Annotated in this window: 18 protein-coding genes; 9 read left to right on the forward strand and 9 right to left on the reverse strand. The window is 63.7% G+C overall.

All coding sequences use genetic code 11. The annotated features are described in order from the left end of the window. From HTY53_RS20910 to HTY53_RS20950, 9 genes are all read right to left on the reverse strand, one after another. Positions 1–2,686 (reverse strand): type VI secretion system Vgr family protein (locus HTY53_RS20910; protein ID WP_174108483.1); only part of this gene is annotated, 2,686 nt, incomplete at its 3' end. Between the two features lie 26 nt (positions 2,687–2,712). Then, positions 2,713–5,472 carry a type VI secretion system ATPase TssH gene (gene tssH / locus HTY53_RS20915; RefSeq protein WP_174108484.1) on the reverse strand — a complete coding sequence of 920 codons (2,760 nt, stop codon included), beginning with the start codon at positions 5,470–5,472 and terminating at the stop codon, positions 2,713–2,715. A gap of 20 nt (positions 5,473–5,492) precedes the next feature. Next, positions 5,493–6,674: a type VI secretion system baseplate subunit TssG gene (gene tssG, locus HTY53_RS20920; protein ID WP_174108485.1), complete on the reverse strand. Its 1,182-nt coding sequence runs from the start codon at positions 6,672–6,674 to the stop codon at positions 5,493–5,495. Beyond that, positions 6,638–8,491, reverse strand: a complete 1,854-nt coding sequence (tssF, locus tag HTY53_RS20925; protein ID WP_174108486.1) for a type VI secretion system baseplate subunit TssF — start codon at positions 8,489–8,491, stop codon at positions 6,638–6,640. The genes tssG and tssF overlap by 37 nt, the downstream gene beginning before the upstream one ends. 111 nt (positions 8,492–8,602) lie before the next feature. Then, on the reverse strand, positions 8,603–9,076 hold the full coding sequence (gene tssE / locus HTY53_RS20930) for a type VI secretion system baseplate subunit TssE (RefSeq protein ID WP_023263644.1): 474 nt from the start codon (positions 9,074–9,076) through the stop codon (positions 8,603–8,605). Positions 9,077–9,174: 98 nt separating this feature from the next. Further along, the gene (locus HTY53_RS20935; protein ID WP_006577978.1) at positions 9,175–9,678 is read right to left on the reverse strand and encodes an Hcp family type VI secretion system effector; all 504 of its coding nucleotides are present in this window, start codon (positions 9,676–9,678) and stop codon (positions 9,175–9,177) included. A gap of 97 nt (positions 9,679–9,775) precedes the next feature. Then, positions 9,776–11,263: a type VI secretion system contractile sheath large subunit gene (tssC, locus tag HTY53_RS20940; RefSeq protein WP_174108487.1), complete on the reverse strand. Its 1,488-nt coding sequence runs from the start codon at positions 11,261–11,263 to the stop codon at positions 9,776–9,778. Next, entirely contained in the window at positions 11,256–11,777 is a 522-nt protein-coding gene (gene tssB, locus HTY53_RS20945) for a type VI secretion system contractile sheath small subunit (protein WP_149318826.1), read from the reverse strand. Before tssB ends, tssC begins: the two co-directional genes overlap by 8 nt. Before the next feature lie 66 nt (positions 11,778–11,843). Continuing rightward, complete coding sequence (locus HTY53_RS20950; protein ID WP_174108488.1) at positions 11,844–12,482, reverse strand: hypothetical protein; 639 nt, start codon at positions 12,480–12,482, stop codon at positions 11,844–11,846. 302 nt (positions 12,483–12,784) lie between these two features. Between HTY53_RS20950 and tssJ the strand changes: the two genes are divergently transcribed. The 9 genes from tssJ (at position 12,785) to HTY53_RS20995 (ending at position 23,578) form a co-directional block, all read left to right on the forward strand. Further along, positions 12,785–13,414 (forward strand): type VI secretion system lipoprotein TssJ, encoded by a 630-nt coding sequence (tssJ, locus tag HTY53_RS20955; RefSeq protein WP_174108526.1) that lies wholly within the window; start codon positions 12,785–12,787, stop codon positions 13,412–13,414. Between the two features lie 81 nt (positions 13,415–13,495). Next, positions 13,496–14,842: a type VI secretion system baseplate subunit TssK gene (gene tssK, locus HTY53_RS20960; RefSeq protein ID WP_174108489.1), complete on the forward strand. Its 1,347-nt coding sequence runs from the start codon at positions 13,496–13,498 to the stop codon at positions 14,840–14,842. Further along, positions 14,839–15,630 carry a type IVB secretion system protein IcmH/DotU gene (gene icmH / locus HTY53_RS20965; RefSeq protein ID WP_174108490.1) on the forward strand — a complete coding sequence of 264 codons (792 nt, stop codon included), beginning with the start codon at positions 14,839–14,841 and terminating at the stop codon, positions 15,628–15,630. The genes tssK and icmH overlap by 4 nt, the downstream gene beginning before the upstream one ends. Before the next feature lie 83 nt (positions 15,631–15,713). Continuing rightward, positions 15,714–18,554 (forward strand): type VI secretion system Vgr family protein, encoded by a 2,841-nt coding sequence (locus HTY53_RS20970; RefSeq protein WP_254600050.1) that lies wholly within the window; start codon positions 15,714–15,716, stop codon positions 18,552–18,554. A gap of 77 nt (positions 18,555–18,631) precedes the next feature. Further along, a complete protein-coding gene (locus tag HTY53_RS20975) occupies positions 18,632–19,396 on the forward strand; it encodes a VRR-NUC domain-containing protein (RefSeq protein ID WP_254600051.1) in 765 nt (254 codons plus the stop codon). A gap of 1 nt (position 19,397) precedes the next feature. Further along, on the forward strand, positions 19,398–20,663 hold the full coding sequence (locus tag HTY53_RS20980) for a type VI immunity family protein (RefSeq protein ID WP_174108492.1): 1,266 nt from the start codon (positions 19,398–19,400) through the stop codon (positions 20,661–20,663). 122 nt (positions 20,664–20,785) lie between these two features. Beyond that, the gene (locus HTY53_RS20985; protein ID WP_174108493.1) at positions 20,786–21,175 is read left to right on the forward strand and encodes a hypothetical protein; all 390 of its coding nucleotides are present in this window, start codon (positions 20,786–20,788) and stop codon (positions 21,173–21,175) included. 219 nt (positions 21,176–21,394) lie between these two features. Next, positions 21,395–22,378 carry a PoNe immunity protein domain-containing protein gene (locus HTY53_RS20990; protein ID WP_174108494.1) on the forward strand — a complete coding sequence of 328 codons (984 nt, stop codon included), beginning with the start codon at positions 21,395–21,397 and terminating at the stop codon, positions 22,376–22,378. A gap of 183 nt (positions 22,379–22,561) precedes the next feature. Next, positions 22,562–23,578: a PoNe immunity protein domain-containing protein gene (locus tag HTY53_RS20995; RefSeq protein ID WP_254600052.1), complete on the forward strand. Its 1,017-nt coding sequence runs from the start codon at positions 22,562–22,564 to the stop codon at positions 23,576–23,578. Positions 23,579–24,034 lie beyond the last annotated feature (456 nt).

The following is a 24,034-nucleotide window of genomic DNA, read 5'->3' on the forward strand; positions in this document are numbered from 1 at the left end:
CCACAAACCGATGCCCCGCCCCCTTGAACTCCACCTTCCCGGGCGCATGCAATTCGATCTTCCCGCCCAGCACGCGGATCTGCGCCCCGGCGGCATTCAGCAGCACGTGCTGCTTGCCCTCGACCGTGACGTTGGCCTGCGTCGAGGCGATCGTCACCGTGCGCTCGGCGGCGTAGCGGCTGGCGCCGGTCAGGCTGGCGACTTCGACCTTGCCGGCGGCGGCGTGCAAGGCCATGCCTTTCGCGTCGCCGCCCTTTTGCCCGGTCTGCGTACCTTGGCCGGTGGAACCAGAGCTTGAGCCGGAGCCCGAGCCCCCCTGCCCATCGGTAAACAGGCTAAGACCATCGGCCACCGCGACGGCCAGATTGCCGCCTGCCGCAAGATTGAAATGTTCCCCGGCCACCAGCGTGGCATTGGTGCCCGCGACGAGCACCGCATCGGCCGGCGTCGACAGCGCCACGCCCTTCGGGCCGGAGACCACCAGATGCGGCTCGCTGTAAGCAATCGCCGAGCCGCCGTCCTCGGCCTTTGCTTCGGTGCGTAGCACTTCGGCGCTTTGCTTGAGCGATTCGAGCGCCGGCAGCGCATCGGCAGCGGGCTCGCCTGGCAGCGCGGCCTTCTGCTTGGCGGCCTGCTGCGCCAGCGTGCGGGCGAGTTCCAGGCTGTCCTCGACCTGCGTCGCCGCCTGTTCGCTCTGCAGCAGCGGTTGCGTGACGCTGCCTTCTTCGGCGGCGATCAGCAGGCCGGAGCCGGCGCGGACGCTGCCGGAGGCGTCGGTGGCGAGCGCCGCGCCGTGGCCGAGGTCGGCCTCGCGGGCGTTGTCGCGCTGGAACAGGTGGTGGCCCAGCGTCAGCGACGTCGCGGCCTGCGTGGTCGACAGCAGCGTGCGGCTCTGGCCCTCGGTGTCGTCGAACACCAGCTGGTTGTAGCCGCCGTTGCCGGTCTGGCTGGCGGACAGCGCCTGCGTCTTGATGCCGGACATTACGGCGTTGTGTGCGTGCGCCTTGTCGTTCTTGCCGTCACCGGCGAACCAGGCGGGCGCATTGCCGGTCGCGTTGGCGGCGCCGGCCTGTTGCTTGTTGATCTGCGCGTCAGGCTCGCCGGCGCCGTTGTAGGCTGCACCGACGACCACCGGCCGGTCGATATCGCCGTTGACGAACTCGACCACCACTTCCTGGCCGACTCGCGGCAGCGCGACGCCGCCCCAGTTGTCGCCGGCCACCGGCGTGGCGACGCGCAGCCAGCAGCCCAGTGCGGACTCGGCGCGGGCGTTGTCGTCGCCGGCCGGGTGGGATTGCCGGCTGGCCGATCGGCCGCCGCGTTGCCAATGGAACTGGACCTTGATGCGGTGATCGCGGTCCGTGTGAACCGGTCCGCCGTCGCCGACGACCAATGCGGTCTGGCTGCCGCGCACGGTGGGACGCGGATGCAGCAGGCGGCCGTCGTCGCCGCGCAGCGCCGGCCGGTATGGCACGCTGGCGCGCACGGCGGTGAAGCGGTTGCGGTACAGCGGCAGCGTTTCGTTGTCGCCGGCCGGGGCCAGGCCCGTCATTGCCATCAAGGCTTGGCCGAAGCCCTCGTTGAAGTTGTTGCGAGCCTCGTGCGTGACCGACAGCACCACGAAGCGGCGGCCGTCGTCCTCGTCGCCATCGTGCTCGTAGTGATCGAGCAGCGAGAACGTGGTGGCCGGCGCCAACGTGCGGACCGTGCCGCCGCCATGGAAGGCCTTGTTGCGAACCTCGAGCGATTCCATCGCGATGCGCGCGATGCGCTGCGCCTGCTCGGCATCCTCGAACGCGTACTGGCCGACGTAGTCGGTGTCGGTCAGCGCGGTGGCCTGTTCGCCATTGTCGTGGTGCGTGCTCAGCGTGGCGCTGCGCAGGGAGGCGGTGCGATAGTCCCAGGTCGCCAGCTCGACCGCATTGGTCTGCCACTGGCGCTCGCCCTGCCATTCGGTGATCACGTCCTCCGAAGCGGTCGCATCGGCGCGGCCGAAGCGGATACGGGCCTGCGCGTTGTCCTTGAAGACATCGTTGCGATCGGCGATCACCATCCGATGCAGGCCGAGGGCGTCGCCATCGGCAGCCTCGTGCTCGAAGTAGTAGAACAGCCCTTCCTCGGCCAGCAGCCGCGTCACGAAATGGAAGTCGGACTCGTCGTACTGCGTCACCACGCTGCGCTTCGGATAGATCGCGGCGTCGGCCACCGCCCAGCGCCATTCCGGCACCAGCTTGCCCTGCCCGCGGTAGTCGCCGAGCACGCTGTCGACGACCTCGATCACCGACATGTCCTGGAACAGGAAGCTGTCGCGCCGATGCCGCAGGAAGGCCAGCCACGGCTCGATCACGAGCCGGTAGCGCGCCAGGCCGCCATTGGCGCCGACGCGCTCGAACACCGTCACATGGCCGTGCAACGCGCGCGGCTTGTCGCGGCTGAGCTGCGTCAGCAGATCGATGCGCACCGGCTGGCCGAGCAAGGCGGCCGGATCGAGCTTCGCGTCGTCCGACAGCGCCGACAGCTCGATACGAAAACCGCCGCCATCGAGCTGTTCGCGCGCGAGCAGACGCTCGGCAAGCAGCACGTCCTCGCCCAGCGGCGTCGCGAGCCGCAGCAGCCGGTCGTGCTGGCGGAAGGCCGCGCGCATTTGCGCCGCCAGTTCATGCGCCATATCGGTCAGTACGCCCATCGCTGCCTCGACTGTGAGTTACGGTGTCAATTGACCTTGTAGCGGAAGCCGCCGTTCTTGTTGACGCCGACCTTGATCTTCTGGATCGCCTCGCCCTGCGCCATCTTCGCCAGCACAGACTGCGCGATCTCGGGCAGCAGCGTGCCGTTCAGGATATGGTCGACGGCGCGCGCGCCGGTATCGACCTCGGTGCAGCGCTGCAGCACAGCCTCGGTCACGGCCGCATCCCACTCGAACGCCGCACGGTGGTTCTGCTGCACGCGATCGCCGATGCGGCGCAGCTTCAGCTCGATGATCTCGACCAGCGTGTCGTCGCTGATCGGGTAGTACGGCACCACCTTGGTCCGCCCGATAAAGGCGGGCTTGAACGTCTTGTACAACGTCGGGCGCAGCGCCTCGGTCAGCGCGTCGGCATCCGGCAGTTCCTCGGCGGACTTGTTCAGGCACGCCTGCATGATCGAGGCCGAGCCCGCGTTCGAGGTCAGGATGATGATGGTGTTGCGGAAGTCGATGGTCCGGCCCTCGGCGTCCTCCATCCAGCCCTTGTCGAAGACCTGGAAGAACATCTCCAGCACGTCAGGATGCGCCTTCTCGATTTCGTCGAGCAGCACCACGCTGTACGGGTTGCGGCGCACCGCCTCGGTCAGCACCCCGCCCTCGCCATAGCCGACATAGCCCGGCGGCGAGCCCTTGAGCCCGGACACGCTGTGGGCCTCCTGGTACTCGCTCATATTGATGGTGATCAGCTTGCGCTCGCCGCCGTACAGGATGTCGGCCAGCGCCAGCGCGGTCTCGGTCTTGCCGACGCCGGACGGGCCGACGAACAGGAACACCCCGCGCGGCTTGTGCGGGTCTTCCAGATTGGCCGCCGCGGTACGCACGCGCTGCGCCACCGCTTCGAGCGCGTGCGGCTGGCCCACCACACGCTCCTCGAGCAGGGGCTTCAGGTTCATCACCGTGTGCAGCTCGTCCTTGACCATGCGGCCCAGCGGAATGCCGGTCCAGGCCGAGACGATCTCGGAAACGACCTGGCCGTCGACCTGGATCGGCACCAGCGGCTTTTCGCCCTGCAGGTCGCGAAGTTCAGCCTTCAGGCGCGACAGTTCGTCGGCCGGTGCCGCCGGCGCGGCAGCCTTGCGGCGGCGTCCGGCGGCGGGAGCGATATCGCTGTTGGCAGCCACCGGCTCGGCTTCCTCGACGGCGGTGTCATGGCCGGTCGCAGCAGCATCAGCAGCATCAGCAGCGTCTGCCGTACCTGCATCCCTCGAGCGCAGCAGCGCGACGATCCGCTCGACCAGCTCGCGTTCGCGTGCGAGCCGCTCGTTACCGGCGGAAATGCGCTCGCGCAGCGCCTGCTCCTGCTTCTGCAGTTCGGCCAGCCGCGCCTGATGCTGTCCGCCGGTCGACAGCTCGCGTTGCAGCGCGCCGATCTCGACCGTCAGGCGCTCCAGCGCCTTCTGGTCCTGCTCGATTTCGGCGGGCGTGGCGCTCTGCGCCAGCGCGACCTTGGCGCAGGCGGTGTCGAGCACGCTGACGGCCTTGTCCGGCAATTGCCGGCCGCTGATATAGCGGTGCGACAGCCGCACCGCCTCGGTGATCGCCTCGTCGAGCACGCGCACGTCGAAGTGCCGCTCCATCAGGCCGACCATGCCGCGCAGCATCGCCGAGGCCAGCGCCTCGTCCGGTTCCTCGACCTTGACGACCTGGAAGCGCCGCGCCAGCGCGGCATCCTTCTCGAAGTACTTCTTGTATTCGGCCCAGGTGGTCGCCGCGATCGTGCGCAGCTCGCCGCGCGCCAGCGCCGGCTTCAGCAGATTGGCCGCGTCGTTCTGGCCCGCCTGCCCGCCCGCGCCGATGATGGTGTGCGCCTCGTCGATGAACAGGATGATCGGCTGCGGGCTGCGCTTGACCTCGTCGATCACGTTGCGCAGCCGGTTCTCGAACTCGCCCTTGACGCTGGCGCCGGCCTGCAGCAGGCCCATGTCCAGCGTGCGCAGCGCGACGCCGCGCAGCGGCGGCGGCACGTCGTCGGCGGCAATACGCAATGCCAGCCCTTCGACCACCGCGGTCTTGCCCACTCCCGCCTCGCCGGTCAGGATCGGGTTGTTCTGCCGGCGGCGCATCAGGATGTCGATCATCTGCCGGATCTCGGCGTCGCGGCCGATCACCGGATCGATGCGGCCATCGCGCGCGGCGGCGGTCAGGTCGACGGTGTACTGGTCGAGCGCCGGCGTCTTCGACAACGCTCCCTGGCCCGAGGGCTCGTCGGCCGGCGCGGCGCCTGCGTCCGCGAAGGCCACGGCCTGCTCGGCCTCTTCGGAGCCCTTGGTCAGTGCACCGAGCTCATGCTTGAGACGCTCGACCGGGAACTGGCCGAAACGTTTGGAGCCGCGCTCGGCCAGCGGCGCCAGGCTCGGCTCGGTCAGCAGCGCCAGCAGCAGATGACCGGAGCGGATGCGCGTGGTCTGCGAATCGAGCGAGGCGATCAGCCACGCATGCTCGAACAGTTTGGGCAGCCAAGGCGAGAACGCCGGCGTGCGCCCATTGCCGGTCTGGAAGCGGCCCAGCTCCCTGTCGAGGTCGCTTTGCAGCGCGGCAGGATCGATACCGCTCGCCTTGGCCGCGACCGACACATCGCTGCGGGGATTCTCCAGCAGCGCCAGGAACAAATGCTCCAGGTCGACCTCATAGTGGCCGCGCGCCATGCACAGCGAGGCGGCCCGTTCGGCGGCCTGTCGGCTGGTGGCATTGAGCTTGGCGATCAGCGTCTTCAAGGGGGTGGCCATGATGGCTCGGCTCCGGTCTATCAATGAATGGGCGACAGCGTGTAATGCGCGTCGCTGCGATCCTGCGTGGCGGGTCGCGAAACAAGGAAGGTGTCCCAGCCGACGTGGCCGCTGCCGGCCGCGCCGAGCTGGCAACCGGTCACGTCCTGCCGGCGCAGGATCGGTTTGACTTCATATTCGAGCGTGGCGCCGCCCAGCACGGTCAGCATCTTGCGCAGCGCCAATGCGCCCTCCGCGCCGGGCAGGAAGGCGCGGTACTGGTCGCGCGCCAGCGGCCCGATCCACACGCGCACGCGTAGATCACGCTGCCAGACGCGCTGGCCGGCCAGCGCGGTGGCGCCGAGCACGTTATTGACGCCGCCCAGGCGCGACCACTGCGATGGCGGCACCCGATACCAGCCGCCGACGAACTGCTCGACGCGGAAGGGCACGCAGAAATAATCGGACAGAACCTGTTGCAGATACGACGCCGACATCGGCCGATGGCGCACCGCCGTCGCATAGCCGGCGACCGCCTCATCGTGGATGGTCCCCGGCGTCTCGCGCAGGCCGCGGCGGACGCCCGCATCGGCGACGCCGGCCAGCGACAGCAGCAGCGGCAGGTAGTGGCGCGTGCGGTCGACCTCGTGCTGGAACGGCAGCCGGTACTTCTTCCACGCCAGATAGAACAGCGCGGCGGCGCGGTTGGAGAAGATATCGAAGAAGGCGCGCGCGGCGCCGTCGCGACGCATCGTCTCGCGCTCGGCCACGACTTCGGTGTAGTGCAGCGGCAGCGCGCCCTGGCCGCCCAGCATGCCGAAGAAGGCCGGCGTCACGGCCACATCGACGAGCGGGCGTTGTGCCAGCGCCTCGGCGAAGCCGGCATCGCTGTCGAGCGCCTCCTTGGCCAGGCCGCCCGCCTCGATCTGCACGATCTCGCTGGCGGGAAACGACAGCGACAGCGCGTTGGGAAAGCGCACGCGCGTGGCGAGCTGGTGCTCGGGGGTGTCGGCGCTACGGGCGATGGCGTTGATGTTTGCCGTATCGTTGACCGCACCGTTCCCTACGCCGTTGGTGCCTCGACTGTGGCCGCCCTGTGTCCTGCCCTGACGCGCGAACTGGATCTGCAGCAGCCGCACCGCCTGGAAGAACTGGAAGCGATACGGCTGCCGCAGCAGCCGCCGTATCACGCCAGGATCGATTCGCCGCTTCGGGGAGCGCATTGGATCAGTTCCTTGCCGGTGCGGCGCGAGACGGCGACGAGCTGCACGAAGCTGTTCAGATGGACGTACAGACCGAAGAAATGGTCCATCACGCGGATGAAGCGGTGCAGACCAGTGCCGACGAACGCTTCCTCGTCCAGCGTCAGGCGAATCTGCAGGCCGCGGACGAACGTCGCGAACGGCTTGCCCGCGAGCCATTGCGTGCTGGGCTGATAGTCCAGTCCGACGATGCCCTCGATCTGGCGCGCCGAGATGCCGCTGCGGGCGAGGTCATGCAGCCGCAGCATCTCCTTGAGCGCCGGCAGCCCGTCCTGCACCAGCGACAGGTGGTTCAGCGCCAGCAGCGAGATCAGGCGCCATTGCGCCGCTCGGCCGCCGGGCAGCCGCAGCGACGGCGTCGGCTTGCGCAGGAACGTGATCTGCCGCGCGATCGACGTGCCTTCCATCGTCAGATCGCCGTCGGCATGGCCGAACGACAGGCTGGCCGGCAGGTCGCGATTGGTGCAGGTGACGTCGATGCTCAGCGTATCGGTCTGCGGCTGCGCCGGATCGAAATCCAGATCGACGATCGAGATCTCGGTTTCGTAGCCGGGACTGCGGCGTGCCACCAGTTCGTCGCGCCGCGCCAGCCAGAAATGCCCCGCCCGGTTCGGGTCGTCGGCGTGATGCAGCGAATAGAACGGCCGGAATTCGATCACGTCATTGCCATTGGCCGTCTCGCGCACCAGATGGACACGGTCGATCGAATAGATGTCGTAGCCGTGCGCGCGGCGGCCGTCGGCCACCACCGGATAGGCGCTGGCCGTGTGTTCGATGCGGATCGGATCGGCCTTCTGCGCAAACAGGTTGACCACCGGCGTGCAATGCAGCCGCAGGTGTTCGGCCTGCAGGCCCTCCAGCAGGCGTGCGGTGTGCGAGTCGCTGCGGATGTCGGTCATCACCAGATGCAGCTGCAGGCGCCGGGTGTTGCCACCGGCCGGCCCCAGCGCGCGGCGCAGTGCCGCCAGATCGATGTCGACGAAATTGAATTTCTCGGCGAAGGCGAAGTGTTCGGAGAGCAGCCGGTAGGCGGGATGCGAGCGCGCCGGCGTGTCGATCAGCGCCTCGTCGGCGGCAAAACCCACCTCGCGCAGCGGCACGGCCGACAGCCGCTGCCAGACGCCGGGCCGCGGGCCCTCCAGATACGCCGCCGCGGTATGCAGGAACAGCGCGTCGCCGACCGCGGCGACGAAGGACGGCTCGCCGTCCAGATAGACGCGCAGCGTATCGAGCGCCAGCGTGTCGAAGCCGCCTCGCTCGCCCTGGTATTCAAGCGCGATCGTCAGTGCGCCCGTGGCGCCCTTGGGCAATACCGTGGCCGCCGGCGCAACGGCCGCGCCGCGATAGCTGGCCTCGGCGATGCGGACCGGGGCGAAGGTCACGTCGTAGGCCGTGCGGAAGCGGCATTCGACCCGGTTGACGGGCCGCGTGCTCAGCATCGTGCCGCGCGGCACCGTCATCGGCGAGGACAACTGCGCGGCCGCGCCACGGACATCAAAATGCGCGATCGAACAGGACGGAAACGGCCGCAGGTAATGCGGATACATGACCTCCAGCAGCGCTTCGGTCAGTTCCGGGTAGTCGTCGTCGAGCTTCTTGCTGATGCGCGCCGTCAGGAAGGCGAAGGACTCGACCATCCGCTCGACGTGCGGATCGTCGCAACCGTCGGCCGACATGGCGAGCCGCCCGGCGATCTTGGGATATCGCTCGGCGAAGTCGCGCGAATACCGGCGCAGATAGGCCAGTTCACGCTCGTAGTAAGGCAGTAGCTCTTCCATGGCTGCTCGGCGGTCGGTGCGTGGCGGGGGCGGATGGGATCGGCTCGGACATGGCCTGTGGCATGGACTCCGACCCTTCCATGGGTCGGAGTCCATGCGCGTGCCCGCCTGTCAGGTTCGTCCGCGCGTCACCGAGTACTGCAGCGTCGATGGCTGCAGCAACGCATCGAAGCTCACCGGCTCCCGCGCCGGCCCCACCAGCAGCATGGCGGTGATGCCGAAGCACAACGCATTGGTGTTGCGCTCGCTGACATCCAGCGACACGGTGACATTGCGCAGCCGCGGTTCGTGGCGCTCGATGGCCTTGGTCAGCGACTGGCAGATGTAATTGCGGTCGTAGTAGCTGGCCAGACTGAGCCCGGCGAAGTCGTTGAGCCCGTACGTCAGCAGCGAACGCTTGCACTCCGGCAGGCCGCTCAACTGCGCTTCGTCGATCACGATGCGCGTATTGAGCAGCGCCTCGATGTCGCGCGCCACCGTGGACTTCAGCTCCTCGAGCGTCAGCTGCCGCATCGCGGTCGGCAGCGGCGCGTGGGGCTCGTCGTCGAACAGCTTGTCGAGCAGACTCGGTTCGAAACCTTTCATGGCAAGCGCCGGCACCCCGGCGACGCGCGCGCTCTCGCGCCGAATCGGCAGGATGCCGGCATCCGCATCAACCGATCATCGGCCGACCAGGAACGGCATCAGACCGAATAGGTCTTGTCGTTCTTGGTCAGGCTCCAGGCGCCCTGCGAGTTGCCGCCCTGATTGCCGCCGATCTTCTGTTGCGTGTACTTCCACTGCACCGCGGCGTACTTCAGCGAGAACTTGTCGGTGGGCAGCCCTTCAGCCGCAACCTTGGCATCGACGGCGCCCAGGATCGCGTTCTTCAGCTTGATTTCCAGGTACTTGACGCGCTTGCCTTCGCCGTCGGCACGCATGAAATCGATGGTTACCTCATCGAAGGTCGTGCCACCAGACGCGTGCTGATACAGCAGCGGGCTCACCACGTCCATGTCCTTGGTAAAGATCATTTCGCCGTGCTCGCAGCGCTCGGCGGTGTGACCACCCGCGGTCGAAGCGGTCGCCGAACGCGGCTGCTTGATGTTGTGCTCCCAGCTGAGGACTTCGATCCAGTCCTTGTGGTCCTTGTCCTGGGATTCACCCTTGATGGCGGGATTACCGAACTTGACGTAGATATCCTTCATGAGACCCTCGATGAGATAGTGGCTTTGTTTCGCCTTAGAAAGTACTGCTGCCTCGGCCATCGGACGCCGGCACAATGCCGGCGCCGACGGCAACCGGTTACGAGTTGGCGGCCTGCGGCAGGTCGGCGACCAGACGCAGCGAAATCGACAGCTCGTCGAGTTGGAAATGCGGGCGCAGGAAGGCTACCGAACGGTAAGCGCCGGGCTTGCCCGGAATTTCGGAGACCTGGATCGACGCTTCGCGCAGCGGGAACTGTGCCTTCTGTTCCTGGCTGGCGTTGTCGTCCAGCAGAACGTATTGCGAGATCCAGCGGTTCAGGAAGCTTTCGACGTTCTGGGCCGAAGCGAAGCTGCCGATCTTGTCGCGCATCATCGCCTTCAGGTAATGCGCGACGCGCGAGACCGAGAAGATGTACTGCAGCTGGGCCGACAGCACCGCGTTCGCGTTCGCGCTGTCGGTGTTGTACTTCTTCGGCTTCTGCACCGATTGCGCAGCGAAAAAGGCCGCGTAGTCGGAATTCTTGCAATGGACCAGCGGGATGAAACCCAGATCGCTGAGCTCCTTCTCGCGGCGATCGGTAATCGCGATCTCGGTGGGACACTTGAGCGCGATCTCGCCATCGTCGGTCTTGAAGGTGTGTGTCGGCAGGTCTTCCACCAGGCCGCCCCCCTCGACGCCGCGGATCGCCGCGCACCAGCCGAAGTCCTCGAACGCCGCGGTCAGGCGAGCACCGAAGGCCCAGGCGGCGTTGCACCACAGGTACTTGCTGTGGTCGGTGCCGTCGACATCCTCGACGAAGTTGAAGCCCTCGACCGTGGTGCCGTCCTTCGGGTTGTACGGCAGGCGACCGAGGAAGCGCGGCATCGTCAGGCCGACATAGCGCGAATCCTCGGATTCGCGGAACGACTTCCACTTCGCGTACTCGACCGTGTCGAACACCTTGGCCAGGTCGCGCGGCTTGCCCAGGTCGGCGAACGACTCCAGACCGAACAGTTCCGGCGAGGCCGAGGCAATGAACGGCGCGTGTGCGGCCGAGGCGACGTGCGACATCTGTTCGATGAAGTAGATGTCTTCCGGCTGGCGCGTGATTTCATAGTCGCCGATCAGCGCGCCGAACGGGGCACCGCCGAAGGTACCGAATTCTTCTTCGTAGACCTTCTTGAACAGCGCGCTCTGGTCGAAATCGATCGCGGTCTTGAAGTCGCGCACCAGGTCGCGCTTGGTCGCGTTCAGCGCCTTGATCTTGATCATCGTGCCGGTCTGCGTTTCCTTGACCAGGTACGACAGGCCGCGCCAGGTGCTCTCCAGCTTCTGGAATTCCGGGGCGTGCATCACGGCGCTCAGCTGCGCCGAGATCAGACGGTCGAGCTCGGCCACACGGGCGTCGAGCGTCGCCGACAGGTTGTCCGACACCACCACGGTGCCGTCCAGCACTTCCTTGACCAGCTCGCCGATGATGTCCTTGGCGCGCGCGTGTTCGGCGTCGGACTTGGCGACGCGGCTCTGCTCGACGATCTCGTCGAGCAGGCTGGCATTGGCGGCGGGCGCCGCCTGCGCGGCAACTGCGGCTTGAGTCTCAGGCATCCTGACCACCCTTCGGTTCGTTGCCGCCATGGCCGAGCTGCTGCAGCTTCTCGGTATTGGTCAGCACTTCGCTAAGCAAGTCTTCGAGCTTGTCGTTGCCGGCGAGCTTGTTGCGCAGGTCGGCCAGCTTCGAGCGGGCCTCGAGCAGCTTGCGCAGCGGCTCGATCTGGTCGACCACCGCTTCCGGGCTGAAGTCGTCGAGCGAGCGGAACTTCAGGTCGACGCCAAACTTGCCGCCGTCCTCCGACAGCTTGTTGGGCACCTGGAACGCCGCGCGCGGCTCGACCGCCGACATCACGTCGTCGAAATTGTCCCGATCGATATTGACGAACTTGCGGTCGCGCAGCTTCGGCAACGCGACTTCCGACTGGCCGGACAGGTCCGCCACCACGCCGACGACAAAGGGCAATTCCTTCTGCTCGATGGCGTCGCCCTTCTCGACGTCATAGGTCAGCTGCACCCGGGGCGGACGCACCTTCTGCAGACGCTTCTGCACGCTTTCCTTCTTGGCCATGCGGATTCTCCGGTTGTTCCGGTCGTGTTTGTCGGGATATTCGAGACGTTGGCGCCTGGCGGTAGATCAGCGCAGCGCGCCGAACGGATCGGCGGAACCGGTACCGGCATTGGCGGCGGCCGGCGCGGCAGCCGGAGCCGCCGGAGCCGCCTGTTCGGCGGGCGCGGCCTTGGCACGCGGCGCCGGACGCGGGACCGGGCGCTTGCGCACCGGCGGCTTCTTCTCTTCGGGGAACAGCACCTGCTCGCCGAGCGTTTCGCGCAGCATCTTGGCCAGGACCTGCGCGTCGGTGCGCACGTCCCCGGCCAGCGCGCTGTCGTCGCGCAATTCCATCACCGAGCGGCGCGCCACGCGCAGGCCGCTGACGGCCAGGATGCTTTTCGCCTTGCGATCATTGGCGTCGCGCTGCAGCGCCTCTTCGGCGGCAAGAATCGCCTGCGGGTACTTTTCGTCGGCGTACTGGATCTGCGCGATCTGGGACCACGGCTCCTGACGCGCGGGATTCGCCTTCGCGATCTCTTCGTACAGGCTCACCGCCTGTTCACGCTGGCCGCCCTTCAATGCCGCGTCGGCTTGCGCCATGCTTTGCGTGAATGCTTCTTCCGATTGCGGACCCGAGGTGCTTCCGGTGGAGGCGCATCCGGAAAACAATGCGGCGGCACCAATGGCAATTGCAAAAGATCGTGAAAAGCGAAAAGGGATCATGGCTCTGACCGTCGCGTGGCTTTGTTGTTGACGTATTGTTCAATGCCGTCTCCGCAGCGGATAAAACTAAGCGGAGTAATAGATTGGTAAGCAATATTGGCCCAATCGGCGCGCAATAGTACACTCTGCGCGTCGCGGCTGACAACCATACCGAGGGGCGGTTCCAAACAGTGAATTAAATGAAACTGATATCTGGTTTTCACGCAGCAATGCAACGTTGTGCAAACCAATTCATAACGCCGCAGCCAGCCATCAGGGTCGCGCACCGCATAGCACAGGCCAATAAGAAGAATCCGATTTGTATGACTTTTTTACAATTCTTTATAAATCCACGGATAGCGCTGGCCGGGCTGGCCGTCGTCACGCTGGCGTCATGCTCCGTTGGTACGCAGGTGCTGGCAGGCGCGGCCGGTGGAGCGCTCGAAGCGTTGGGAATCAAGCCTACCAACGTACCGGATGCGCAAAAGCCGCCGCGACAGGTACCATTGCGGCTTTATGCCGGCAATAACCTGAATGCTGCCAATGACAATCGCGCTGCCGCATTGGTGGTAAGGGTTTACACCTTAAAGGAATCGACTGCCTTTATGCAGGCGCCCTTCGACGCCTTTGTCGATCCGGCACGGGAAAAACAGGTACTCGGCTCGGAATTGGTCAACGTTCGTGAAATCACGTTGATTCCGGGACAGCGTTATGACGTGATGGAGAAAGTCTCGCGCGAAGCGGGTGCGATCGGGGTGGTCGCCTTATTCCGCAGTCCGGCGCCGCAGCGCTGGAAGTTTGCCTTCGATGCAGCAAAGGGAGAGAAGTCCGGCATCACGATCGGCCTGCATGCCTGCGCGATGACGCTGACGGCCGGCGAGCCGTTGACGCCCGCCGACGGCGTGCCGCGCTCCTCGCTGAATCTGCTGTCGCCGACCAGCTGTCGGGCGTGAGTCCGCACCGATGATGGCGATTGATTGCCGGCCGTCGCGGCGATCGGAGAAAAAAGACAACAAGGCTAAACAAGGCTAATTGTGAGCGATTCCGCCAAGATCCTCTGGGGCGAAGGACTATTCCTTCGCCCGCAGCATTTCCAGCAGCAGGACGCCTATCACGAGGCGCGCCTGCATGCCACGGCCCAAGCGATTCAACCCTACGCCTGGGGGGTGCGCCATGCCCGCTTCGATACCGATGCGCTGGCCAGCGGCATTCTGCGCATCAGCGAACTGTCGCTGTTTTTTCCCGACGGCGAATGGTATTGCGCACCGCAATCGGACGAATTGCCCGCACCGATCGCGCTGGCCAATCTGCCGGCCGGCGTTTCCGAATCGACCTTCCATCTCGCGCTCTATCCCTTGCGCGATTTCGGCGGCAATTACCGCGAGGCCAGCGATGGCTCGCCCTCTTCCCGCTTCGTCGGCCAGCAGCGCGATACCGCCGACCTCTTTACCGAAGCGGAGCCGGCGTCCATTACCTATCTGAAGAAGGCGGTCAAGCTGATCGCCGATTCCGAGCCGCGCGACCAATATATTTCGCTGCCGATCGTCCGCGTGCGCCGCACCGCCACCGGCGGCTTCGAACTCGACGAGAATTTTGTCGCGCCGAGCCTGGCCATCAACGCGTCGGCCGTGCTGTACCAGCGACTGCGCCGCCTGCTCGATGCCCTGCAGGCCAAGGTCAATGCGTTGTACGGCTTTCATCGCGAGCCGACCAAGAACATCATCGAATTCCGCTCCGGCGATATCGCGTCGTTCTGGCTGCTGCATACGGCCAATGCCTCGTTCGCCGCGTTATCGCACCTGTATCACCATCCCGAGGTCCATCCCGAACGGCTGTTCCAGGAACTGCTGCGGCTCGCCGGCGCGCTGATGACCTTCTCCAAGTCGTACTCGCTGGCTGACCTGCCGGTCTACGACCATGGCAATCCGGGCAAGGTTTTCGCGCAACTCGACACGATGGTGCGCGAGCTGCTCGATACCGTCATTTCCACGCGTTATTTCGCTATCGCGCTGGACGAATCGCGCCCATCGTTCCATCTGGGCCGGCTCGACTCCGGCAAGATCGACGACAAGACCCGCTTCTATCTGTCGGTCTCCGCCGATATGCCGACCGTCGAACTGGTCGATGCGATTCCGGCGCGCTTCAAGGTCGGCGCGCCCGACGACGTCGACAAGCTGGTGCTGTCGTCGATGCCGGGCGTACCGCTGACCTATACGCCGCAGGTGCCGCCCGCCATTCCGGTACGGCCCGGCGCTTGCTACTTCGCCGTCGAGGCACGCGGGCCGCTGTACGAACGCATGCTGCAGGCGGGCACGATCACCATCTATACGCCGGCCGGTATCCGGGAACTTCAACTTGAACTGATCGCGGTGACCTCATGAGCTCCACTTCGATGCCCTCGCTGTTTGGCGATGCTCCGGCCGGCGCGGCCAGCACCTTCGCCGATTCGGGCGACGCCTCGCGCCACGCGCGTACGCTGCTCGATCTGCTGTACGACGGCTTCTTCATGCTGTTCCTGCTGCGCAATGGCCAGCCGCCTGACAGCGCGGAGAACTTTCTCGCCAAGGTGCGTGGCTTCCTCGACGAATTCGACCGCGGCGCCAAGCGCCTGCACGTGTCGGCCGACGATGTGTTCGACGCCAAGTACGCGTTCTGCGCGGCCATCGACGAGACCATCCTCGCATCGGACTTCGCGATCCGCTCCGATTGGGAACGTCGCCCACTGCAACTGGTGCTGTTCGGCGAGCAGCTTGCCGGCGAAACCTTCTTCACCAAGCTCGAGGCACTGCGCGCGCAAGGCGCGCCGCGCCTGCAGGCGCTGGAAGTCTTCCATATGTGTCTGCTGCTGGGATTCCGCGGCAAATACATCCTCGAAGGTCCGGAGAAGCTGTCCTACCTGACCGCGCGGCTCGGCGACGAAATCGCGGCGATCAAGGGCAAGCGTGCGCCGTTCGCCCCGCACTGGCCGCTGCCCGACAAGATCGCGCATACGCTCAAGCGCGAGACGCCGCTGTGGATCTTCGGCGCGGTGTTCGCGCTGATCGCGCTGCTCGGCTACCTCGGCCTGTCGTCGGTGCTGAACAAGCAGACCAACGATGCGATGCAGGAGTACTCGCAGGTGATCAAGCTCGGCCCGCGCTTTTCGCATCTGACGATTTCGCTGCCGTAAGGCGGATGTCAATCGAACATCCGCTCGCGCCGCACTGACAAGCCCCGACGCCAGACGCCAACCACCACCTCGCCAAGGTAGCCATGATGCCCACCACGTCGCTGCCGTCGGCCGTACTTGCCACGCTGCTCGGCCAGGGCACAAGGCAGATCGCGCTCGACACACCGCTTCGCGAAGCGAATCTGATCGTCGAGCGCTTTACCGCGATCGAAGCGGTTTCGCGGCCCTTCGCCATCGAGATCGACTGCCTGTCGCCGTCGGCGCATCTCGATACGGTCGAGCTGGCGCGGCAGGAGATCACGCTGCGGCTGATGCTGGCCGACGGCCGCTACCGCGCCTGGCATGGCTTCGTCGTCGATTGCGCGGCAATGGGCGGCGACGGCGGGCTGGCGCGTTACCGGCTCACCGTGGCGCCGTGGCTCGAGCGCCTGCGCGGCCGCGTCGACTGCTACGTCTACCAGGACAAGACCGCGCAGGAGATCGTCGAAGAGGTCTTCCGCGACTATCCGGCGGCCAACTTCCAGTTCACGGTCTCCCAACCGCTGCGCCGCCGTTCGATCTGCGCCCAGTATCGCGAGAGCGATTTCGACTTAGTGCAGCGGCTGCTGGCCGAGGAAGGCCTGTCGTATCGCTTCGAACACCTGCAGGGCGAGGACGACAAACCCGAGGGCAGCCAGGCCCGCCATCGTCTGGTGGTGTTCGACAACGATGCGGAACGCCCGCCCTGCCCCCAATCGAGCATCCGCTTCCATCGCGCCGACATGACCGAGGAGACGGACACGATGACGGTCTGGTCGACGCGGCACAGCATCGGCCCCAATGCGGTTACCGTTTCGTCGTGGGACTACAAGACGCTGACCGCTGCCTCGGCGCAGGCCAATGCCGCGGCGGTGCCCGGCGAATGGCCGACGCTCGAAGCGTTCGATGCGCTGGGGCCTTATCGCTATCCCGATGCGGCAACCGCCGACCGTGCGGCGCAACTGCGCATGCAGGCCGAGGAAAGCGGCTTTGTTCGCTTCGATGGCGCCGGTACCGTCCGTCAGCTGGGCGCCGGCCAGCGCTTTGCCCTAACGGAACATTTCGCAGCTGACGGCGACGAATTCGTCGCGCTGTCGGTGCGCCACGAAGCGGCCAACAACCTCGGCGCCGATGTCGCCAAGCTGCTCGGCACCACCGACATCGAGGCCGGCGGCTACCGCAATACGCTCGAAGCCGTGCGCGTGGACGCCCCGATCGTGCCGCGCTTCCGTGCCAAGCCGACCGCCCCGGAAGGCCAAACCGCGATCGTCATTGCCGAGGGTGAGACGCCCCTGCACACCGATCGCGATCATCGTGTGCGTGTTCGCTTTCCTTGGCTGCGGGCCCCTGCGCCGGCGGACCAGACGAGCCAGGCGGGTCAGGCCGGGGCCTTCACCGATCCGGGCTCCGACGATCTGACGCAGGTTACCGCCTGGGTGCGCGTCGCCGGCGCCATGGCCGGACCCAATTGGGGCACCCACTACCTGCCGCGCGTCGGCACCGAGCTGCTGCTGACCTTCCTCGACGGCGACATCGACCGGCCGCTGGCCGCGATGCAGCTGCACAACGAGCAGGACACCCCGCCCTGGGCCAATGACGGCAAGCCGCTCGCTTCGATGCTGTCCGGTTGGCATACGCGCGGCCTCGGCGGTGACGGCTATAACCAGTGGGTCATCGATGACTTCAAGGGCCGGCTGCGGATGCGGTTGGCCAGCTCCGCAGCGCAGACGCAGCTCAACCTGGGCTATCTGGTCGCCCAAGGCCCGCAGGACGCTCAGCGTGGCCCATGGCGCGGCACCGGCGCCGAACTGCGCAGCGACGCGTGGGCGACGGTGCGCGCCGGCCAGGGTCTGCTGCTGTCGACCACCGCGCGACCTCGCGCCACCGGCACGGTGATGAACATGGCCGAGGCGATCGCGCTGCTCAAGGGCGCGCAACGCACCGCCGACCGCTTGTCGACCGCCGCGCAGACGCAGACCGCCCTGCCGCTGGCCGCCAACGAGCTGTTCGAACCACTGCTGACGATGGTCGAGCCCGAGCAGGACGGGCACTACGCCGACACCGTCAACGGCCAGGACGCCAAGCAGCCTGACGGCAAGCCGGTCGAGCGCTTTGCCGAGCCGCTGCTGGTGGCGGAGGCACCCACTTCCATTGCGGTGTCGAGCCAAGAGACCACCGCCGTTTATTCGGGGCGGCATCTGCATGGCACCGTGCAATCGGACTGGCAGCTGACCGCCGGCAAGACCATTGCGATGGCGGCGGCACAAGGCGTGTCGCTGTTCGTGCAGCGTAATGGCCTGAAGGCCGTTGCCGCCAACGGACCCTTGTCGGTACAGGCGCATGGCGGCGCGATGTCGATTTTGGCGGACAAGGAAGTGGTGGTGACTTCGTCGAATGAGGCGGTCGAGATTCTGGCGAAGAGCACCGTCGTACTGCATGGAGCGGATTCGGCGATCCGGTTGGAGGGGAATGCGATTACCTTCGAGACGCCGGGGATGTTTGAGGTCAAGGGGGCTGGGCATCCGTTTAGTGGCGGGGCCGCCAATCCTGGAGCTCTTCCCGCCTTGCCTACCAGCTTGCTTGCCGCCGATAACTACGCTGGCCGGTACTTGATGACCAAAACCGACGAAAGGCCCTTCGTTGGCTATCGATATCGCATCATGGATGGGGACAAGGTGTTGCGAGAGGGCAAGACTGGCGAGCAAGGCGAAACCGCAGAGATCGAAACGATCCGGCCCAAGGTAGTGAAGGCGTACAAGACCATCATGCGAGACGACCAAAGGATCACGGAGAATTGGCAGGCCGGCGTCGAGGAGATCAGCGATCGCAATCCGGGATACTCGGGAGAGCATCCGTTCAGCGACGAGTACCTTGCGCAGTCGAGCGAATTTGAGGAGACGACCTGATGCCGGCGCCAGCTGTCGTAGGAGCCATCATTTGGGGCTATCGCGCTTGGCGTGCCTATCAGGCGTACGAAACAGCGATGACGGTCAAGGAGACTGCTGAAACCGTCGCCGAGATCGCGCGTCGTCGTAGGGAAGTACAGAACACGCTCCGGTCCACGATCCAGAGCCTTAGCAGTGAAATTGATGTAAAGAGCTCGACCTTTGCCAACGTGGACCCGGGCGGTAACAGCACCATCTCAAGGCGAGGCAGTGAGGGCAGAGACTACCGGGAGTATATCGAGCGGAAGATACCGTTTCGACCGGCTATCAGCGCGGTGTGCCGCCTGGCATTGGCGATGCCGATCAAGGTGCCACGCAGGGTACGATCAAAGATACCAGGTGAAGCGGTAGAAAATACGATCGAGGTCGCGCTCAAGCAAACGACGGCATCGCTAATGTTCGAGGGGATTGACGAACTTCTCGAGTGGAAGAGCCCGCTCAAAGCAGAGCCGGCATATACACGTGCTGGCGTACCGTATCTCGGAACACCCAACACACGACCAAAGCGTATCGGCAAAGTGTTCCCTTTTTGGCCGCGCCCCCGCGGGAGCCTCGCGCCCGATCTAGTGATCGTTGAGTACAGGCAACAGCCCTTTGACGTTTCGAACGTGCACGCAGCTGTGGAGGTCAAGTTTCCGGGAGACTGGGTAAAGTCCGACCAAATGAACGACTACAGCGAACTGATGCGGACAAAGTCGAAGGTCGCTCTACTGAGAGTTCCGGAAGACTGCACCGGGGTGAGAAACGACTCCACAGGCCAACGAACACAGACGAACAGACCGTCGGGAACGAAGCGGAGATAGTATGAGTACAACGCACCCACTGTTCACGCAGGATGAACTAACAGGTTTTACCAACGAACTGAAGGAGTGGCCAGCTACCGCCTTTGACAACGGTGAGTTCGAGATCGCGGTTTCTCCTTTTACAAGCTTCTACTTCCTTTATGAGCCTCACAGTTGGCGCGAAACTTCGTTGCTCATGGTGGACCTTCATGAGGAATTCGAGCGCCTTACTGGCAAGCCCTACAAGATTGCGACGCATCCTGAATCGGAGCGACCATACCGATACGGCTCGAAGCGCCTCCCGGATCTTCGATCGTTTATCGACAAGATGACGCCCGACCAATCGTTTTTGTTCAGCTTCACAGATGAGGAAAACACGAACTCGTCTCCGGCTGTTGCTGCCTATTTCTGCCGGAAGCGCGACTATTTGAACAAGCGGCCTCAAGGTGACGATCGGCCTCCAGCCTATTCTTATGTCCAGTTCTACTATCGATGGCAGTGGTGGCAAGATAACAAAGAGGCTTGGCGTCGTTTTTTGCTCAACACAATAGAAAGGCTCCGCCCTCAACAGGTTTACAGCGGATTTGCCATTGCAAATCCATTGGCGTTTGGTACGCGGTCTGAAGTTTCAGTGTGGGAGCGTAGCTTGACAGAGCGCTTCTATGGCTTGGACATTGACTACCCATTCGGCATGTCCATGGGAATGGATGAGTCCTTGCCTGCCGGGCTGAAAGCCCCGACTTGGGGATTTTTTTTGTCAGACGAGTGGCGAGAGAAGCTGGCCGTGGGCCGCCAGCACGTCGCTGCATTTGCCGAAGCGGCCGGAATACAGGTAACAGTCTGCCAGACAGGCCTGTGGCTTGAGCTTGGTGACGAGCCGGGATTGTACCCTGTGGAGGATGGCGTTCCTCCAATGCATGTCGCGCTGAACACGTTGCTGCGCCCCCTCCGCAATGATGCATTGGAATTGATCGGTACGGGAGAGTGGGATGGAGACCCAAATGTCCGGTTCAACCGAGAGGACGCAAGACGGTGGCTGGGCCGCTTTGATGAGGAAAGCGATTGGCCACGCGCGGATGCTCGCATAGGGGCAAGCTCCTCTTCCGAGCCGCGTCCTACATCGGTCGCAGCGGGCGAGCAATGCCCACAATCCGGCTGGTGGTTTACGCCAGCCCAAGCAAATTCCCGCAAATACTTCAACGAAGGAGAAGAGCTTCCGACGGTCGATACGTCCTATGGCGCCAGCTTCTGGCAGTGGGATGTCGATCAATCCGATCCCAAGCTATAGGACCAGCACGTAGCAAACCGGCTATCCGTAAAGGTTGCTCAGTGCCCGTAGCACCATGCCGCCACTCTTGCCGAGACACATTCGCCGTGAGGGCATTTGGCAGGCATGAGCCTACGGAACTTATGGACAAAAAGGCGTGTGGTTGTCCGGCAGTGCACGTCGACGCCGAGACATTACGTATGCACTTTAACGATAAGCGGCGACAGCAGTTCTTGAACGAGCAAAGCTACCAAACCGCTTGCAAGGACCTCTCCAACGTCATCGAACTGCTCGACTCTGCACCAGCTGGCTCGGGGCGAAATGAAGCGGAAGGTTGGTTGGTCTCCTACCGCATGGCCGCCCAGCACATCTTCGACAAGCTAACGCTGCGGTACACCGCTGGAGAGGCAATCGATCCGCTTCGCCAAGAGCTGGAGCATGTATTGGCCGGAAAGCATGAGCGGTACCGCTACGCTTCCGAGGATGGGGAGAGCCGCCCCGCGCTCCAAGCGAGCGACTCGCCCAAAAGATAAGATATACCGGTTACAGTCGTCATGTACTCTTCTTCTCCGTGCCACATGGGGTCGCACACTCCGAAGCTCTATTACGTCATATAGCTAATGGAGCTGTCCGACATCAGGAACACGCGGCGCATCCCGTTACGCAGGAATGGTTGGATCATGACTTGAATAGGTTGAGCGAAAGCCGACGTATGCGCTCAACCGGTGGACCGAAACGATAAGTATATTGCTATGGACTTTCACCTGAAGCGGCGACAGCCGTTTTTAACGGAAGAGAACTACGTGGCAAGTGGCGCCGCGATGCGTGACGGCATCCAGCTTTTTGAGAGCCACCCAGCCGGCGTTGGTGATACAGAAGAAGAGCGTTGGTTAATGGCTCGTAGCTTCGTCGCGGACGACCGATTCAACTTGCTTTGTCTTCGTTATACCGCCGGCGAGCCCATCATCGAATTGCGTGGCGAACTCGAGTCCGTCATATGTGCGATCGAACAATTCGCTGCCTTGGAGCGCGACTATTATCAGGAGCCTGATCGCTCACCCTTCGTCTTTACATCGATAGACGACTACTCACGGCTTCTTCAGCTTATCGGTCTGTGCTATTTGCTGCATCGTCGAGATTTGCTACCCCGCATTGCTGACCTGTCTGATTACTTTCGTGGCCAAGACGCTGTGTACGAAGACCTTCTCGGCTTCTCAATCACAGGTCGGCCTGATGTCGACGAGTGGTTCTGGGACAAGCCGTACGGCGACCTTATCAAGGCGTTCTACAAAGACAACGAAGCGCAGCGCCTTGACTTGTTGCATCGGTTTTTAAAACGTTGGTACAAGGACTTGGCGGGCACCGGTTGGCACGACGCTCATAAGCCCGATAGCCAAGGAAGAACCGGGGGGTACTACGGCTATTGGTCCTTCGAAGCGGGCGCAGCCGTACTGCTTCTCGGGATCGAGGATGACAGCAGTTTGCACTCGTTCTTGTACTACCCGAAAGACATGGTTGCCTGGGCCAAAGCAAACGTAAGGCTGCAAGAGAACACAAATACATCGACAGCCGCCGCGATGCGATGCGATGCGATGCGAGCCAAGTCAACCATGTCCACGCGCTGGCTATTGGCTAAGCCCGGCCAAAGCGAACTCGCGTCGCTACTTCAGTGCAGGAGAAATCATGCCCGACGTGTCATCGGACTATGGCACAGCCATCTGGCAGTGGGATGTTGATCAATCCGACCCGAGATTGTAGGTATCAGCACATCAGCGGAAGCGTATCACACCGTAAAGCTTGTTGTTGCGCGCCCGTAGCACCATGCCACAATTGTTGCTGCGACACATTCGCCGCACGGGCCTTCGGCAAGCATGGGACCATAGAACCTGTCGACAACGCTTGTACTTGTCGGACTGCGCTTGCACGCCAAGACGTTTCGTATGAATTTTAACGATAAGCGGCGTCAGCAGTTCTTGAACGAGAAGAGCTACCGAACCGCTTACAAGGACCTTTCCGACGTCATCGAACTGCTCGAGTCTGCACCAGCCGGCTCTGGACGAAACGAAGCGGAAGGTTGGTTGGTTTCCTACCGCATGGCCGCCCAGCACATCTTCGACAAGCTAACGCTGCGGTACACCGCTGGAGAGGCAATCGATCCGCTTCGCCAAGAGCTGGAGCATGTAGTGGCTCGATATGAGCGTGCCACGCAACGCCTGAGAAAATATGAGCGTGATCCCAATGCCAGCGGCTTTGATATTGGTTCGTTTGATGGATACTGCCCATGCCTTGCGCTGATCAGCCTCTGCTACCTACTCCATCGCCGTGACTTGCTTCCACGTATTGCCGAGATGCTCGACGGCCCGGACAAGACGAATGCCGGCATGGACTTTGTCATAGAAGAGTTTCTTGCCTACGCGCCATTAGACCGTTACGAGTGTGATGTGCTACTGGCCACGAAACCTTTCGGATCACTGGCCGACGCGATGTCGACGGACGACAATGTGGCGGCACTTAAGGAACTACAAAAGTTCCTTAAGCGATGGTACAAGGATCTGGCTGCCGCGCCATGGCACGACACGCACAAGTCTTCGAGCCAGGCCGGTTACTACGGCTACTGGTCGTTCGAAGCAGGCGCCGCAGTGCTATTACTAGGAATCGAAGACGACAGCAGCTTGCACTCCTTCCTTTACTACCCAAAAGATCTGGTTGCATGGGCCAAGGGCAACATAGGGCTACAAGACAGTGGTGGCACCATAGCCTTCGCGATGCGATGTGAACCAGGGTCGCAGTGCCCACGTGCCGGCTATTGGATGACCCCGGCCCAGATGCACTCGCGCCGCTACTTCGGAGCAGGGGAAATCATGCCGGACATTCAATCTGACTATGGCGCGGCCATCTGGCAGTGGGATGTCGATCAATCCGACCCAAAGCTGTAGGTATCAGCATGTTGGCGAACACCGTATCAAGCCGTAAAGTTTGTTGAAGTCTATCTGTAGCACACCATGCTGTCATTCTTGGCCGCGAGACAATCGCCGCGAGAGACTTTGGCAAGCATGGGACTACAGAACTTGTCGACGCCGCTCGTTTTGTCCCTGCAGTACGGTTCGACGCTAAGACACATTTCGTGCGAACTTTAACGTCAGCGCCTCCCCGCGGCGCTCGTTCGGAGCAACGGAAATGAAGGCGGACGTTCAATGAGGCTGATACATGGATGTCAATCAGCCTGACTGGAAGCGTTGGTTTCAATGGAAGGCGTCGGAAGACGACTTTGCGAGACGTCGCGAGCCCTGACCGACACACAACGATGGTTGAGCCGGTTCGATGACGCCGGTGCCTGGCCCTGCGCCGACGCTCGTCTGCGGTGCCAGTAGCCAATCGACAGTCGTCCGCCC

Origin of the sequence: Cupriavidus gilardii (assembly GCF_013314895.1) — a bacterium.
GTDB lineage: Bacteria > Pseudomonadota > Gammaproteobacteria > Burkholderiales > Burkholderiaceae > Cupriavidus > Cupriavidus gilardii_C.

What these genes read in the sequence shown, in the direction of transcription:
- tssH (WP_174108484.1), bottom strand. Translation starts at nt 5,472, where the DNA reads ATGGCCACCCCCTTGAAGACGCTGATCGCCAAGCTCAATGCCACCAGC.
- tssG (WP_174108485.1), bottom strand. Translation starts at nt 6,674, where the DNA reads ATGCGCTCCCCGAAGCGGCGAATCGATCCTGGCGTGATACGGCGGCTG.
- tssF (WP_174108486.1), bottom strand. Translation starts at nt 8,491, where the DNA reads ATGGAAGAGCTACTGCCTTACTACGAGCGTGAACTGGCCTATCTGCGC.
- tssE (WP_023263644.1), bottom strand. Translation starts at nt 9,076, where the DNA reads ATGAAAGGTTTCGAACCGAGTCTGCTCGACAAGCTGTTCGACGACGAG.
- HTY53_RS20935 (WP_006577978.1), bottom strand. Translation starts at nt 9,678, where the DNA reads ATGAAGGATATCTACGTCAAGTTCGGTAATCCCGCCATCAAGGGTGAA.
- tssC (WP_174108487.1), bottom strand. Translation starts at nt 11,263, where the DNA reads ATGCCTGAGACTCAAGCCGCAGTTGCCGCGCAGGCGGCGCCCGCCGCC.
- tssB (WP_149318826.1), bottom strand. Translation starts at nt 11,777, where the DNA reads ATGGCCAAGAAGGAAAGCGTGCAGAAGCGTCTGCAGAAGGTGCGTCCG.
- HTY53_RS20950 (WP_174108488.1), bottom strand. Translation starts at nt 12,482, where the DNA reads ATGATCCCTTTTCGCTTTTCACGATCTTTTGCAATTGCCATTGGTGCC.
- tssJ (WP_174108526.1), top strand. Translation starts at nt 12,785, where the DNA reads ATGACTTTTTTACAATTCTTTATAAATCCACGGATAGCGCTGGCCGGG.
- icmH (WP_174108490.1), top strand. Translation starts at nt 14,839, where the DNA reads ATGAGCTCCACTTCGATGCCCTCGCTGTTTGGCGATGCTCCGGCCGGC.
- HTY53_RS20970 (WP_254600050.1), top strand. Translation starts at nt 15,714, where the DNA reads ATGATGCCCACCACGTCGCTGCCGTCGGCCGTACTTGCCACGCTGCTC.
- HTY53_RS20975 (WP_254600051.1), top strand. Translation starts at nt 18,632, where the DNA reads ATGACGGTCAAGGAGACTGCTGAAACCGTCGCCGAGATCGCGCGTCGT.
- HTY53_RS20980 (WP_174108492.1), top strand. Translation starts at nt 19,398, where the DNA reads ATGAGTACAACGCACCCACTGTTCACGCAGGATGAACTAACAGGTTTT.
- HTY53_RS20985 (WP_174108493.1), top strand. Translation starts at nt 20,786, where the DNA reads ATGGACAAAAAGGCGTGTGGTTGTCCGGCAGTGCACGTCGACGCCGAG.
- HTY53_RS20990 (WP_174108494.1), top strand. Translation starts at nt 21,395, where the DNA reads ATGGACTTTCACCTGAAGCGGCGACAGCCGTTTTTAACGGAAGAGAAC.